The following is a 14,264-nucleotide window of genomic DNA, read 5'->3' as shown; positions in this document are numbered from 1 at the left end:
TGCACGCTGAGTTGATCTCTTGATGCGCAAGTGACAGGGGGAGGCGCGAGCGCCATGGGCGGGAGACTGTACGGTCAGCAGGCTCTGCAGGAGGGGTTCGTCCCGCGGCTGGTGGGGCTGCATCACAAGGACGGGTACCTGGTCCCCTTCGCGTATCCCAAGGGCGCGCCCGTCGTGCGGATCGTCGGCGGACGGGGAAGCGGCAAGACCGCCCTGCTCGGCGCCGTCCATGACGCGTACAACGGCAGGGTGCCGCTCGCGCGGGTCGACCTCGGGGCTCCGGGGTTCGGCGAACCCGGTGTCGCCGACGGCGACGACGACGTCCCCAACGCCTCCCGCATCACGCACCTGCTCTATCTCCTCGCGTACAAACTCGGCCTGGAGGTCAGGCACTTCGGCAAACCGATGGCCTTCCCCCGGCTGTCGCTCGGGCTCCTCGTCGTCACCGCCTGGCGCCCGCTGAACAGCGGCGAGACCGATGTGCGGCCGCCCGACCTGCGCCGGGCGGAAGCGGATCTGCGTACGCTCATCACCGCCGAGGACCCCGACATACGCCGCCGCAGGGAGAGCCTCGGCCGCTGGTTCGACCTCGTCACGGACAACCTCCCGCTGGTCCTCTCCGCCGTCCCCGGCCTCGACACCATCGCCGGGATCGTCCTCGACGCCGCCCGGGCGCAGCTCGTGAAGAACGAACCGGACAAGGGCGCGCTCGCCTGGTGGGGCGGCCGACTGCACCGCTCCCAGGGCTACCAGGGCGACTCGCTGCAGCGGCTCTTCCAGTTCGTCCGCGGTTTCCGCAGGCTCGACGACCGCAGACGCACCGCCGAGGAGCACCTCGTCGCCGCCCTTCTGGACGACATCGACGCCAACTACGGCACACTGCGCAGGCTCAACAAGAAGCCCCGGCCGCTGCTGCTCCTCGACAACGCCCACACCGACGTCGGACGCGTCTTCCTCGACCTGCTCGACGCCGGACAGGGCGACGCGTCGGGCAAGGCTCGGACCCGGCCGGCGGCCCTCGCCACATTGCTCGGCAGGAGCCACGGACACCCACCACTGACCGAGGTCGGCGGGGACGCCGTACCGCGGGCCCGTCCGCTGGTGCTGAGCGTCCCCGACATCGAACCGGCCCACATCGCGGAGATGCTCAGCCCCGTCGACTACCCCGACCATCTGCCCCGCGTCGTCGCCCGCTACAGCGGCGGCCGGGCGGCGAGCGCCCGGATCCTGGCGGACGCGGCCGTGCGCCGTGTCGAGGACGTGGGCACGATACGCGGCGGGGAACTCCTCGACGAGGCCGCACCCGCGCTCCTCGCCAAGCTGCTGCCCGATCCTGTGATGCGGGAGCGCCTGGTGCTGCTGTCCGCCGCGGCCGACGCGGGCACCCGGCGGGGACTGTGGACCTTCACCCATCCCGAGGACCACTCCGCAGAGATGGTCGCCGTCCGGGTCCGCGAGGCCGACGACTACCGGACCCGCTCCTGTCTCGACGGCGATCGTTCCCTCGATCTGCTGCTGCGGCACCGCCTCGCCGCCACCGTCACCCACGAACGCTGGCGCGACACCCAGCTGCGACTGCGCTCCCTGTGCGACCCGCGCGGTGACACGTATCTGCACCACACCCTGGCCCTGGGCCGGGTCCAGGAGGTGGTCAGCGTGCTGCACCACCGGTTCACCGTCACCCCGCCCGAGGCATGGCTGACCTCGCTCAATCTGATCTGCGCCGCGCCCCACCCCCGCGAGGGTTACGAGCCCCCGGCCGGGAACCCCGTCCTGTCGTGCACGGCCTGCGGCAGCAACGCCCCCGGCCCCCACCACGATGCGGTCGCCTCGCTGGTACCCCTGCTGTGGCGGCTCTCCGACCCGCTCACCCTCGCCCCGCGCGAGGACGAGCTGACCACCGTCCGCATCGCGCTGGAGACGCTGTACGGCAACAAGGCCGCGCATGCCGCCTACCGCGAGGCGTCCGCCGCCTGGCCGGCCCGTCTGCGGGCCGGAGCACAGGCTCCCGACCTGCCCGTTCAGGAAGGTGCCCCGTCATGACGTCGTTCATCGCAAGACTCCCCGGCGGGCCGCTCACCAAGGCGGCCGCCCTCATCGTCGCCCTGGCCGTGCTCGGCGCAGCCGTGTGGGCGGGCATCGTCGTGTTCGGTCCGGATCCGGCCTGCGGAAAGGGCATCGAGGAACGGGGCCCCGAGGGATCCCGGGAATGCACGGGCGTCACCGACGGCAGCTTCGTCTTCGCGGACAACCTCAAGGAGGTCAGCGCGCGGATCAAGGCGGAGAACGAGCGGATCAAGGGCGAACCGCACGTATCCGTCGCCGTGATGCTGCCGATGGCTCCGGCGCAGACGTTCGAGCAGCAGAAGACGCTCCACGAGGTGCAGGGCGCCTATCTCGCGCAGTACCGCGCCAACCACGACTCCAACAGCAAGAAGCCGGCGATACGGCTCCTGCTGGCCAACCCCGGTCGCAGCCATGCCCATTGGCGCGCTGTCGCCGAACAGCTCAGCATCATGTCGGAGTCCACGACCGACAACCTCCGGGCCGTGATCGGCTTCGACGTCTCCACCGCCACCACGCAGGAGGCCATCGGCTTCCTCACGCGGGAGCGCGGCATTCCCGTCGTCGGTGGCCCCATCACCGCCGACGACTCGGGCAACAGCCGCGAGCGGCCCGACGCGTATCCGGGCCTCGCCCGGGTCGTGCCCACGACCACCGACCAGGCCAAGGCCCTGTCCCACTTCAACAAGGGCATCGACCCCAAGCACACCCTGGTCGTCGAGGACATCCGCACCGGTGACAACTACGTCGACGCGCTCAAGCGGGCCTTCGCCGAGCGGACCCTCGGGTCGCCCCGGGCGCCGGAGCAGTACCGCGCGCCCGAGGAGTTCCACGAGGAAGGCACCACCGCCAACGCCTTCGACCAGATGGTCGACACGATCTGCACCTCCGCGGCCAAGGTCATCTACTTCGCCGGACGCCCCGTCCAGCTGCGGCAGTTCGTCAACGAACTGGGAAACCGGGGCTGCACCGAGAAGAAGTACACCGTCATCACCGGCTCCGGCGCCTCCACGCTCTCCTCGGACAAGCTCCTCGACTGGGACGCCTTCCGCAAGGGCGTGACCCTCCAGTACGCCGCCGTCGCCCACCCGGACGCCTGGACCGACCGCAAGGCACCCGCCACGGGCGGCTCCGCCGCCGCCTTCCGCACCCTCTCCGACCTCGCCACCAGCAAGGAGGTCGGGAACATCGGCCCGGTGGAACTCACCGACTCGCGGACCATCACCTTCTACGACGCCGGCCTCACCGCGATCACGGCCATCCGGATGCGCGACGACGGCGACCCCGTCATCCCCACCCTCGGCCGCATCAGCGACTCGTGGCTGCGCCTGCACGGCATGGGCAAGGTCGACGGCGCGAGCGGCTGGATCTGCCTGGACAACTACGGCAATCCGTACAACAAGGCGGTCTCCGTGGTGGAACTCGCCCCCGACGCTCCCGGCCGTATCCGCTTCGTCGGCCTCGCCTGGCCGACGGGCCGCCCCACACCGGCGGACTGCACTGCGAGCCGCAGCTGATCGCGTATCGCGGACGACCCGGTCCGGGAGTGGCTCGCCGGTCCGCCCGCCGCGTCGGAGGACCGACGCGGCGGGCGGGTATGACGGTCTGTCACGTGTGGATCAAGGGTGCCTCAGCGCGAGGAGGTCGATGCCGTTCGGGTTCGTCAGATCGATCGTGTCCGGTTCAGGGACGATCCGCGCTTCCTGCCCGTACCGGACGCAGGTGGATTCGATGGTGCCGGGCGATCCCTCATTGCGGAGCCCCACCTGGACACCCGTCTTGTTGTTGTACTCGTCCATCAGCTGGGCGTTGCGGCTCCAGCCGGGCTTCGCACTCCCGTCGAGTTCATGGGCAGCGGCCATCCGCTGCGCGAATCCCTGGTTGGCACCTTCGGTCATCAGACCGTTCCAGATGCAGTGCCGTGCGGCGTCGATGCGGTTGTCCTCGGTCTCCGTCGCCTCGGGAAAGGCGTCCTTCGACACGTTGAAGGCCGGCCCCCGCGCGTTGCGCACCCGGAAGCAGTCGTACGGTTCGTTCTCGCAGACGATGCGCTGCTTGATCCCGGTGGACCACCACTCTTCGAGGGCGTTCCCCTTCGCCGCGATCGCGGGGAACTCGACCGGGAAGGCCGTCGAGTTGCCGAGCTGCAACCGCAGTCTGTTCCCCTCGAAGCTCGCCTGCACCGGAACCGCCGCTCCTGTGGCGTCGAAGCCCATGGGAAGCCCGACGCCCGCGACCACCGCGCCGGTCGAGTCGGTGAGCTCCACCCGTTGCGGTGTCGCTCGAAGGGTGTAGCCGGCAGGTGCGCCGAACAGCAGGTCCAGCGTGGTGGGTGCGCTGCCGTCCAGCCGGACCAGCGAGACCTCGAACGAGCCGTCACCGGCGACGCGTTGGAATCGGGCGTTGAAGCCTGGGCCGTTCAGGACCACACCGTCGGGCACGGTTCCGGGTGTCAGGGGGCCGGCCGACGGTACGCCGAGTGACAGCGAAACCCCGGAGGCGACAGGAATCGTCAATCCCGAGCTGTAGATCCGGTCGTGCTGGAACTGCTGCTCCTGGGTCCCGCCGGGGTGGGTGACGGGGTCGGCGGTCGGATAGCCGTACGAGCTCGTCTCGAACCCGGCGCGGGACCACTGATCCAGGATGGACGCGCTGATCGGATGCGCCCCCGTGGTGGGTGACCAGTAGATCGCGCCGTGCTCGAACCGGTTCATGCGGCCCTGGCCGTCGGGCAGTTCGACCTCGTCGCTCGTCGGATAGCCGAGCCGGCCGCCTTCCCAGCCGGTCTCGCCCCACTTGTCCCTGATGGCCCCGGTGACGTAGTAGGCCTCGTTGAGACGCCAGTAGACGGTGCCGCCCTGGAAGTACTGGCGTCGGCCGATGTTGTCGGGGTTCACGATCTCGTCCGAGGTCGGGTACCCGAGCGGCCCCGCCTCCCAGCCGTTGCGCTGCCAGGCGGCGAAGAAGTGGTTCACCACGGGGTACGCGCCGCTGTTCGCCGACCAGTAGATGGGCCCGTTCTGGAACACCGAACGCTTGCCGTGCCCATCCGGGTTGGTCAGTTCGTTCGACGTCGGGAACAACAGGAAGCCGTTGGGGCCGCCGAGTGCGTTGTACTTGTCACGGATCGCCCCGCACACCTCGTACGGTGCGGGCCAGTAGACCTGGCAGTCGGCGGCGGACACTCGCGATCGCTGAGCTTCGGCCTTCTCGGACGCGGCGAGCAGCGCGGCTTCCATCGTCTCGGCCTTCGCGGCCTGCTCCTTGGTGAAGCCTTGCGGGATCGCCTCGCAGTCCGACCGCATCCGCCCCGGCACGACCGTTCTCCGCGGGTCCTTCGTCGGCGCCCATTGCGCCGACTTCGCCTTCGGGCCGGATGGCGCGGTCGAGCACGACCTGGCCGTAGGCGTGGAAGTGATCGACGAGGGTTGCGTGATGGTCGGTGCCGGCCGATGTGGAGCAGCAGCCTGGGCGGGCACCGATCCCACTCCGCCGACGAGCACGGACATGAGGACCGTCGCCACGGCCGCCCACCCTGTCGTCCTCACCGTGCTCGAACGGGCCGAACCCGCGGGCCGCCGTTCCCTGCGTAAGTGCATGTGATTCTCTCCCTCTGGTGAACTCCGACCTCAGGTTCTCCCCAGGGGGTCCACTGGCTATGCCGTCTTTTCCGGCGCCGGTCCCGCCAGACCGTGCAGCAGCAGGGCCGTGAGGGTGTCGACGACCTCGTCGTCGGTGGCCAGGGGGCCGTCCTCCCTTGCCGTGATGACGGCGAACCCGAGCATCGAGACCATCGCCCCCATGGCAGCGGCGACCAGCACCGGGTCCCCCGGCAGTTGGTGACCGCGGTCGCGGAGCCACTCCAGGTGCTCGCGGAGGGTTGCCGTCTCCTGGGCCAGACTCGCCCACGCGCGACCCTCGCCGGGCGGGCCCGCGAAGTTGGTCTGCATCAGGGCCACGACCACGGGCAGGTGCTCGCGCACGACATTCCAGGTGACGGCGAGATGCTCGCGCAGCTGGTCGGGGTCGGTCAGATCGTGGTCGACCGGGTGGTGACCCGCGCCGATCTCGGCGTCGGCCTGGGCGTTCAGGTCCTGCATCAGGGCCTGGAGCAGGGCGTTCTTGTCCGCGAAGTGGGCGTAGAAGGAGCCGGTGGCACGCCCGGCCTCGCGGGTGATGTCGGTGATCTTCGTATCGAGATAGCCGCGCTCGGCGAACAGCCGCCGGGCCGCGTCCTTCAGCGCCGCCTCGGTCTCGGCGGCCTTCTCCTTGCGTACGCCCATCAGGTGAGTCCTCTCGTCGGGCTTGACGTGCGTCAGCCCCCTGCCTCATTGTGAACCACAGTTCGGTGAACTTGGATTCACTGAATGTTGATTCAGGGGGTACGGATGAACGTCATGGTGATAGGCGGCGGAGTGGCCGGCGCGGCAAGTGCCCTGGCGCTGCGGCGGCTTGGTGTGGAGGTCTCGGTGTACGAGGCGTACGCCGAACCGGCGGGACAGGTGGGCTCGTTCCTCAGCCTGGCGTCCAACGGTCTGCGGGTGCTGCGCTCGCTCGGCGTGCTGGAGCGGGTGCAGCGGGCCGGGATCGATGTGCCCGGCCAGCGCATGTGGTCGAGCTCGGGCAAGCTGCTGGGTGACGTTCCGCGAGGCCGGCTGAGCGGCGACGCGCTGCACAGCGTGACCCTGATGCGGGGCGACCTGGTCGCGGCGCTGCGCGCGGAGGCGCTGGCGGCGGGGGCCCTCATCGTCACGGGTGAGCGCCTGGTGGATGCGGTCACCACCGAGAAGGGGGTACGGGCGGTCTTCGCGAGCGGTCGTACGGAGGAGGCGTCGCTGCTCATCGGCGCGGACGGCCTTTGGTCGGCCACCCGGTCGCTGCTCGACCCGCAGGCGCCCACTCCCGAGTACGCCGGGCTCTACAGCGTCTCGGGCATCGCCGAGGGCATCGAGACCGAACCCGGCTTCTTCAACATGACGTTCGCCCGGAACGGCGCCTTCATCCACCTCGCCGCCCCCGATGGCAGGGTCTGGTGGTCGGCTCAGGTCTCGTGCCCCGAGCGGCCGGAGCTCGGCCTCACCGAGGAGGAGTGGCTTAGCCGCCTGGCCGGGCTCTACCGGCACGAGCAGGTGCCGTCCGCGGTCCTTGAGGCGACCGTCGAACTGCACCGGCCCACCCTGATGCACAGGCTCGACGCGGTCCCGGTCCGCCACGACGACCGCATCGCGCTGGTCGGCGACGCCGGACACCCGGTCGGCGCGGGTCAGGGCGCCTCGATGGCCCTGGAGGACGCACTCGTCCTGGCACGCTCACTGGCCACGGAACCGACGGTGGCCGCCGCCCTCTCCGCGTACGACGCCGCCCGCTCGGGCCGCGTCGCCAAGATGGTCAAGGCGGCCTCGGACAACCGTGACGCCAAGACGGCCGGTCCGCTCGCGCGAAGGATGCGCGATCTGGTGATGCCGGTGGCGGTCCCCCTCTTCTTCGAGAAGGCCACGGCCTGGCTCTACACCCATGACTGCGGCGAACTGCCCACCGGTGGAACGGATGGACGATCCCAGGCCGGTACGTCACGACTCTGAGGCGCACGCAGTACCGTGTGCGCCTCGCCTCGGAGTCGAGGGGGCCGTGGCACCGCGTGCGGCTCGCCTCGGAGTCGCCTGCGGCTCACGGCTCCGAGGCGGCCGTGGGGCACCGCGTGCGCCTCGCTTCAGAGCCGAGGCGGCCGTGGCACCGGCTCGCCCGGAGGCGTTCGGCCCGGACGGTCACCGCTCGGCATTCGACGCCGTGGACCGCCCGGGCACCGCGCGGTGCCGACCGCGGGTGTCAGGCCCCGAGTCCGGCGAAGAACGCGCGGACGTCGGTGACGAACTCCTCCGGCTGCTCCAGCGCGAGGAAGTTCCCTCCGCGCTCCAGCTCGCTCCAGTGGGTGATGTGGTGATCCCGCTCGGCGAAGCGGCGGATGGCGACATCCGTGCCCAATGCGACGGCCACGCCGGTCGGGACGGTGCCGCGCGCCTTCGGGGCCCAGGCGCTCGCGTCGTGACCCGCTTCGTAGTAGAGGTTCGCCGAGGAGCCCGCCGTACCGCTGAACCAGTAGACGCTGACGTTCGTCAGCAGACGGTCGCGACCCACGGCGTCCTCGGGAAGCTCGGCGGCAGGGTCGGTCCACTCCTTGAACTTCTCCACGATCCAGGCGAGTTGGCCGACCGGCGAGTCATGCAGCCCATAGGCGAGGGTCTGCGGGCGAGTGGACTGGATGGCATTGAAGCCCATCTTGTCCTGCTGGAAGTCCTCCAGCCGGGCCAGCCGCTCCTGCTCGGACCCGGTCAGCCCCTCGAACTCGGCGGGATCCCCCGAGGGGAAGGTGATCAGACCGTTGACGTGGATGCCGACGACCCTGTCCGGTGCCTGACGCCCCATCTCGGCGACGATCCAGGCGCCGCCTCCCGTGCCCTGAACGCCGTAGGAGTCGTACCCGAGCCGGCTCATGAGCTCCACGAACGCGCCTGCGATGCGGCCGGTGTTCCAGCCGGCCTCACCGAGCGGACCGGAGAAGCCGGTGCCGGGAGTCGAGGTCACGATGACATGGAAGTCCTGCGTCAGCGGCCGGATGACATCGACGAACTGCATGAACGAGCAGGGCCAGTCGTGCACCAGAAGCAGCGGAACGGCCGCCTCGTTCCCCGAGCGGACGTGCAGGAAGTGGATGTTCTGGCCGTCGATCTCGGTGGTGAACTGGGGGAACTCGTTGAGCTCCGCCTCCGCCTTGCGCCAGTCGAAGCCGTCGGCCCAGTACGCGGCCAGGGCCTTGAGGTGGTCGGTGGGCACACCCCGGCTCCAGCCGACGCCGGGGATCTCACCGCCCCAGCGGGTCCGGGCCAGTCGATCGCGCAGATCGTCGAGCTCCTCCTGCGCGATGTCGATGCGGTACGGGTGGATCCGGGCGTCGGTGTTGCTGCTGGTCTCCATGGACAAGACTGTATTCTCGATATAGGCACGTTGCCTTCCTAATAACACCTCAGGCTTGGTTTCATGCTCGACACTTCCGCGCGTCTGCTGCGTCTGCTCTCTCTGTTGCAAACCCCGCGAGCCTGGCCGGGATCCGAACTGGCGGAGCGCCTGGGCGTGAGCGGCCGGACCATCCGCAACGACATCGACCGACTGCGCGAACTCGGCTATCCCGTGGACGCCACACGCGGAGCCACCGGCGGCTACCGGCTCGGCGCCGGGGCGGCGATGCCCCCGCTGCTCCTCGACGACGAGGAGGCCGTCGCGGTGACGATCGCGCTGCGCATCGCTGCCCAGGGCGCCGTCCCCGGCACCGCGGAGACCTCGGTCCAGGCGCTGGCCAAGGTCGAGCAGGTGCTGCCCTCACGGCTGCGCCGACGGGTGCGGACCCTCCAGGCGTACACCGTGGCGGTGCCGGCCGACCGACCGGCTCCGACCGTCTCCGCGGAGCTGCTGACGACTCTCGTGTCCGCCTGCCGCGACCGGGAACGGCTGCGCTTCGACTACCTGGACCATGCCGGACGGCCGACCCGGCGCATCGTGGAGCCCTATCGGGCGGTGAACTGGGGACAGCGCTGGTACCTGGTGGCGTGGGACGTCGAACGCGAGGACTGGCGGACCTTCAGGGTCGACCGGATCCAGCCCCGCACACCGACCGGACCGCGCTTCGCCCCTCGGGAGCCGCCCGGCGGCGACATCGCGGCGTACGTCTCCCGACGCGTGTCCGGCGCCGCCTGGCGCCATCACGCACGGGTGACCGTCCACGCCCCGGCGGCGGCTGTGGTCGAACAGATCAACCCCGCGGTCGGCACGGTCGAGGCGATCGACGCCGACACCTGCGTCCTGGTCACCGGTGCCGACACCGTGCAGACCCTCGCCCTCCAGCTGGGCATGCTCGACTTCGACTTCGAGGTCACCGGACCCGCGGAACTGGTCGGCCACCTGCGCCGCCTCGCCGACCGCTACGGGCGCGCGACACCACCGATCGGATGAGACGACGGACTCGCCCATGAAGGCCACGACGGCGAGGTGGGCCCCTTGCGCCGGATCACGGGTTCGACATCGCGTTCCGGTGGGGCTACGAGCCCTCCGCCAGACCCTCCCAGTGGTCGGCGAGCGCCTGGAGCGTGGCGACGAGCGGTGCGCGTTCCGCCTCGCCGAACGACTCCAGGAGGATCTTGTCGAGCGACCGGGTACGGTCGTTGGCCTCGCGGAGCGTCTCGCGACCTGCGTCGGTCAGGTAGAGCAGTTTGCGGCGGCCGTCGGAGGCCGCGGTGTGGCGGGCGAGCAGGCCACGGTTCTCCAGCCTGCGGGCCACGTCGGCCATGGTGGAGGTGTCCAGGGAGACTGCGGCGGCCATGGAGCGCTGGTCCCGGCCGGGATTGGCTTCCACGGTCTGCAGCACCGCGAACTGGGGGCCCGTCAGTACCGGGTCCACCTCCCGCGCCCACACCGCGAGATACGCCTGGTAGAGGCGGCGGACCTGATAGCCGGGAGCGGCTGTCAGAGCGGCGGGAATCTCCGGGGCGGTCTCGGCGGGCTGGGTCTGGTCGGCCATGGGGCCTACTTAAGCACGCACGGTCGACGCCGAGCGAGAGTGGGGGACGGCATCGCGGCGGTCGTCGCGGCGTCGACGCATCCGAGCACCGACGCGGTCAGAGACCGGAATCGGGATGGATCGCGCCGGGGCGGTCGGTCAGCGGGAGGCCGCTTCCTCCTCCCTTCGACGCGATGATCTCGGCCGCGATGGACACGGCGGTCTCCTCCGGGGTCCGGGCGCCGAGGTCAAGGCCGATCGGGCTGGACAGCCGCTTCAGTTCGGCCTCGGTCAGCCCTGCCTCCGTGAGCCGGTTCCATCGGTCCTGATGGGTGCGCCGGGAGCCCATCGCGCCGATGTAGCCGACGTCGGGCAGGCGCAGCGCGCATTCGAGCAGCGGGACGTCGAACTTGTGGTCATGGGTCAGCACGCAGAGCACGGACCTCGAGTCGATCCGCCCGGCCTCCGCCTCGGCGCGGAGATACCGGTGCGGCCACGCCACGACGACCTCGTCGGCGCCGGGGAACCGGGCCGCGGTGGCGAACACCGGGCGCGCGTCGCACACGGTGACCCGGTAGCCGAGGAGCGATCCCGTACGTGCGAGGGCCGCGGCGAAGTCGACGGCGCCGAACACGATCATCCGTGGCGGTGGCGCGAAGGACTCGACGAACACCCGAAGCCCCGCGCCGGTGGCGTCCAGGTCGCCACCACGGCACGCTCCGTCCGCGCTGTACGGCAGCACAGCGGATCGGCCGGCGTCCAGCAGACCGCGGGCGTCATGGCGTACGAGACGGTCCAGACGCTCCGAGCCGGTGCCGCCCGCCACCCGGTCCGGCCAGACAACCGTGCGGCGGCCGAGGCGTTCCGGCGGCCCGGCGATCACGGTGGCCACGGCCACCGGGCGTCCGGCCCGCACCGACTCGGCCACCTCACCCAGCTGCGGAAACGTCTCGGGGTCGATCCTCTCCACGAACACGTCGAGGGTGCCGCCGCAGGTCAGCCCGACCCCGAAGGCATCGCTGTCGGACACTCCGTACCGCTGAAGCACCGGCCGCGCCCCGGCGAGCGCTTCCTGTCCCGACTCGTAGACGGCGCTTCCGACGCAGCCGCCCGAGACGCTGCCGACCGCCTCGCCCCCGGGACCCACCAGCATCGAGGCACCGGGCCGGCGGGGCGCCGAGGCGTGCGTGGCCACGACCGTGGCCAGCGCCGCCGCCCTGCCCTCGGCCCACCAGGACAGCAGCTGTTCCATCACGTCACGCATGAGCGACTCCTCCCGTATCCGCCGTGCACCTGTGCCCGCGGGTCACGGCCGGGCTGCCGTGACCCGCCCGCCGAGCAGGCTTCCGGCGTTCGGCACGACAGGGGGCAGGCCGAGCTCCGTCAGGACGCGGAACGCCGTCGACGTGGCCGCCGACAGCACGGGCAGCCCCGCTTCGTCCTCGACCGGCTGGATCGACGCGAGGGACGGCATCTGCACGCACGCCGACAGCACCAGGGCGTCGGCCCGGCTCAGGTCGAGACGCCGCCAATGCTCGCGCAGATCGGCCGGGTCGAGTCGGGCGACCGCCAGGTTGTCGGGCACTTCGAGGCTGAGGGCGTCGACCACCTCGATGCCGGCGTCCTCGATGTAGTCGACGACCTGGGCGGTGAGCCCCTTCATGTACGGCGTGATGATGGCGACGCGCCGGGCGCCGAGGGCCCCGATGCCGCTGAGCAGGGCGCCGGCGCTGGAGACCACCGGAGCCTCGGCGCCTTCGGCGCGCAGCACGGAGGTGATCTCGTCCTCCGCCACGCAGTGGTGGCCCGGGCCCTGGGCCATGATGGCGACCAGACAGGCGGTGGCGACGACGTCGGGCCGGGCGTCGGCCAGTTCGAGTGCGGCGCGCTGGGTCTGCGCGTTCATCCCGCGCAGTTCCTCGGGGGTGACGTGCTTCATGCGCATCCGGCTGCTGTGGAACACGAAGCGGTCGTCGGGCCGGACGGCCTCGCGGGCGCTCAGCATCCGCGGGAGTTCGGTCTCCATGGTCAGGTTGGAGCTGGGCACGATCATGCCGATGTGATGGTCCGTCATGGGTTTGGTTCCTCCGGTTGCGATGGTGGGCCGGGCGCCCCTCCCCTGTCGGGAGCGCCCGGGTACGGCGGTCCGACGGCCGGAGGGCTACGAGCCCGAGGCCAGTCCCGCCCAGTGGTCGGCGAGGGACGTCAGCGTGTGCAGAAAGCTTTGGTGTTCGGTGTCGCCGAACGGCTCCATCAGGCGCCGGTCCAGCGCCCGTGCGCGGTGGTCGGCCTCACGGAGGAGGTCCTCGCCAACCTCTGTGAGGTAGAGCAGTTTGCGGCGGCCGTCGTCGGCCGCGGTACGGCGGGTGATCAGCCGCCGGGTCTCCAGACGTCGGGCCACGTCCGCCATGGTCGAGGTGTCCAGCGCCACGGCGGCGGCCAGGGATCGCTGGTCGCGTCCGGGGCATTCCTGGACGGTCTGGAGTACGGCGAACTGCGGGCCGGTGAGCACGGGGTCCACCTCGCGCAGCCACGCGGCCAGGTACGCCTGGTAGAGGCGGCGCACCTGGTAGCCGGGGGCGGCGGTCAGGACGGCCGGCGCCCGGGCGGCGGCCTCGGAGCATGGTTGCGCATCGGACATGACCACCCTTACGCACGCTGCTGGGGGCCGGTGTCGGGCGGGGAATCGGTGCCGGCCCGGGGGTCGGCACCGGCCTGGGGGGCGACGTCGGCCCGGGGGTCGGCACCGGCCCGGGGGTCGGCATCGGCCCGGGGGTCGGCATCGGCCTGGGGGTCGGAATCGGCCTGGGCGAGGACGGCGCTCAGGGCTGTCCGCAGAGTCGCGAGGGCGGCCGTCGGGGTGTCCCAGAAGATCATGTGTCCCGCGCCGGGGACGCCGTGAAGCACAGCCGCCGGATTCGCGCGGGCGGCCTCCTCGGCCCCGGCGGCGGTGACCACCGGGCTGTCGGCCCCGTACAGCATGGCGACGGGCGTCGGCACCCGGGGCCACCAGTCGAAGAAGTCCTCGTGCTCGAAGCCGTGGTGGGTGCCGACGATGGCCTCCTCGGCACAGCTGGAGAGCCAGCGCGCCCTCAGCTCCTGCTCCCGCCGCGGCCACGAGGGCCAGGAGACGGCCACCTCGTCGGCGTCCGTACCACGACGGGCCTCGGACAGCTGCCGCAGGAACGCCTCCAGGCCGGTGGGGTACGGTCCGCGGCCCGGGCCGCTCATGGGTGGATCGGCCAGGACGGCACCGCGCACGGCCACCTTGGCCCGCACCGCGACGGCGGCTGCGATCCGCGCACCCATGGAGTGGCCGAACAGCAGCGGACTGTCGAGCGCCAGGCCGCTGATGAGCGCCTCGGTGTCCTCGGCGTACTCCTCAAGGCCGAAGCCCTCGCCGTCGTCGGACAGTCCCCTGCCGCGGACGTCCAGCACCACCGGCCTGACGAGGTCGGTCAGTTCGCGCGCGACGAAGTCCATCGTGATGGCGGGGCTCGTGATGCCCGGCAGGACGACCAGCGGAGGCAGCTCGCCTCCGTAGTCGAGCGCATGGAGCCGGGTGCCGCCGGAGCGGACCCATCGGCTCGTGGCCGGCACGTCGGCCAGGTCGGCGAGCGCGGTCCGCAGAACCGATCGCTGAGGCACGGGA

The 14,264-nt window shown here is 71.1% G+C and carries 12 protein-coding genes; 4 read left to right on the top strand and 8 right to left on the bottom strand.

Going from position 1 to position 14,264, the window contains the following annotated elements; all coding sequences use genetic code 11:
- Positions 1–54 precede the first annotated feature (54 nt).
- Both ACFQ7Q_RS23055 and ACFQ7Q_RS23050 read left to right on the top strand, forming a co-directional pair.
- Positions 55–2,043 (top strand): hypothetical protein, encoded by a 1,989-nt coding sequence (locus tag ACFQ7Q_RS23055; RefSeq protein WP_383558303.1) that lies wholly within the window; start codon positions 55–57, stop codon positions 2,041–2,043.
- Positions 2,040–3,581, top strand: a complete 1,542-nt coding sequence (locus ACFQ7Q_RS23050; protein WP_383558300.1) for a hypothetical protein — start codon at positions 2,040–2,042, stop codon at positions 3,579–3,581. Before ACFQ7Q_RS23055 ends, ACFQ7Q_RS23050 begins: the two co-directional genes overlap by 4 nt.
- 102 nt (positions 3,582–3,683) lie before the next feature.
- Here ACFQ7Q_RS23050 and ACFQ7Q_RS23045 read toward each other — a convergent pair whose 3' ends face one another.
- Positions 3,684–5,381, bottom strand: coding sequence for an LGFP repeat-containing protein (locus ACFQ7Q_RS23045; protein WP_383558298.1), 1,698 nt, complete (start codon positions 5,379–5,381; stop codon positions 3,684–3,686).
- Between the two features lie 339 nt (positions 5,382–5,720).
- Complete coding sequence (locus ACFQ7Q_RS23040; RefSeq protein ID WP_383558295.1) at positions 5,721–6,347, bottom strand: TetR/AcrR family transcriptional regulator; 627 nt, start codon at positions 6,345–6,347, stop codon at positions 5,721–5,723.
- An 84-nt stretch (positions 6,348–6,431) separates the two neighbouring features.
- On the opposite strand from ACFQ7Q_RS23040, the gene ACFQ7Q_RS23035 reads away from it, so the two are divergent.
- Positions 6,432–7,646 (top strand): FAD-dependent oxidoreductase, encoded by a 1,215-nt coding sequence (locus ACFQ7Q_RS23035; protein ID WP_383558293.1) that lies wholly within the window; start codon positions 6,432–6,434, stop codon positions 7,644–7,646.
- Positions 7,647–7,890: 244 nt separating this feature from the next.
- Here ACFQ7Q_RS23035 and ACFQ7Q_RS23030 read toward each other — a convergent pair whose 3' ends face one another.
- Positions 7,891–9,036, bottom strand: a complete 1,146-nt coding sequence (locus ACFQ7Q_RS23030) for an epoxide hydrolase family protein (RefSeq protein ID WP_383558290.1) — start codon at positions 9,034–9,036, stop codon at positions 7,891–7,893.
- Between the two features lie 63 nt (positions 9,037–9,099).
- Between ACFQ7Q_RS23030 and ACFQ7Q_RS23025 the strand changes: the two genes are divergently transcribed.
- Positions 9,100–10,068: a helix-turn-helix transcriptional regulator gene (locus tag ACFQ7Q_RS23025; RefSeq protein WP_383558287.1), complete on the top strand. Its 969-nt coding sequence runs from the start codon at positions 9,100–9,102 to the stop codon at positions 10,066–10,068.
- Between the two features lie 85 nt (positions 10,069–10,153).
- Here ACFQ7Q_RS23025 and ACFQ7Q_RS23020 read toward each other — a convergent pair whose 3' ends face one another.
- The 5 genes from ACFQ7Q_RS23020 to ACFQ7Q_RS23000 all read right to left on the bottom strand — a co-directional run bounded on the left by ACFQ7Q_RS23020 (position 10,154) and on the right by ACFQ7Q_RS23000 (position 14,260).
- Entirely contained in the window at positions 10,154–10,633 is a 480-nt protein-coding gene (locus ACFQ7Q_RS23020) for a MarR family winged helix-turn-helix transcriptional regulator (protein ID WP_383558285.1), read from the bottom strand.
- A gap of 97 nt (positions 10,634–10,730) precedes the next feature.
- Positions 10,731–11,876, bottom strand: coding sequence for an XdhC family protein (locus ACFQ7Q_RS23015; protein WP_383558282.1), 1,146 nt, complete (start codon positions 11,874–11,876; stop codon positions 10,731–10,733).
- Between the two features lie 42 nt (positions 11,877–11,918).
- Positions 11,919–12,686, bottom strand: coding sequence for an Asp/Glu racemase (locus ACFQ7Q_RS23010; RefSeq protein WP_383558279.1), 768 nt, complete (start codon positions 12,684–12,686; stop codon positions 11,919–11,921).
- An 87-nt stretch (positions 12,687–12,773) separates the two neighbouring features.
- On the bottom strand, positions 12,774–13,253 hold the full coding sequence (locus tag ACFQ7Q_RS23005) for a MarR family winged helix-turn-helix transcriptional regulator (RefSeq protein WP_383558276.1): 480 nt from the start codon (positions 13,251–13,253) through the stop codon (positions 12,774–12,776).
- 8 nt (positions 13,254–13,261) lie between these two features.
- Positions 13,262–14,260: an alpha/beta fold hydrolase gene (locus ACFQ7Q_RS23000; RefSeq protein ID WP_383558273.1), complete on the bottom strand. Its 999-nt coding sequence runs from the start codon at positions 14,258–14,260 to the stop codon at positions 13,262–13,264.
- Between the last annotated feature and the right edge of the window lie 4 nt (positions 14,261–14,264).

Origin of the sequence: Streptomyces sp. NPDC056527, from assembly GCF_042794475.1 — a bacterium.
Classification (GTDB): Bacteria; Actinomycetota; Actinomycetes; order Streptomycetales; family Streptomycetaceae; genus Streptomyces.
Note: the sequence above shows the minus strand (reverse complement) of the source record. Positions and strands in the feature narration are given on the sequence as shown.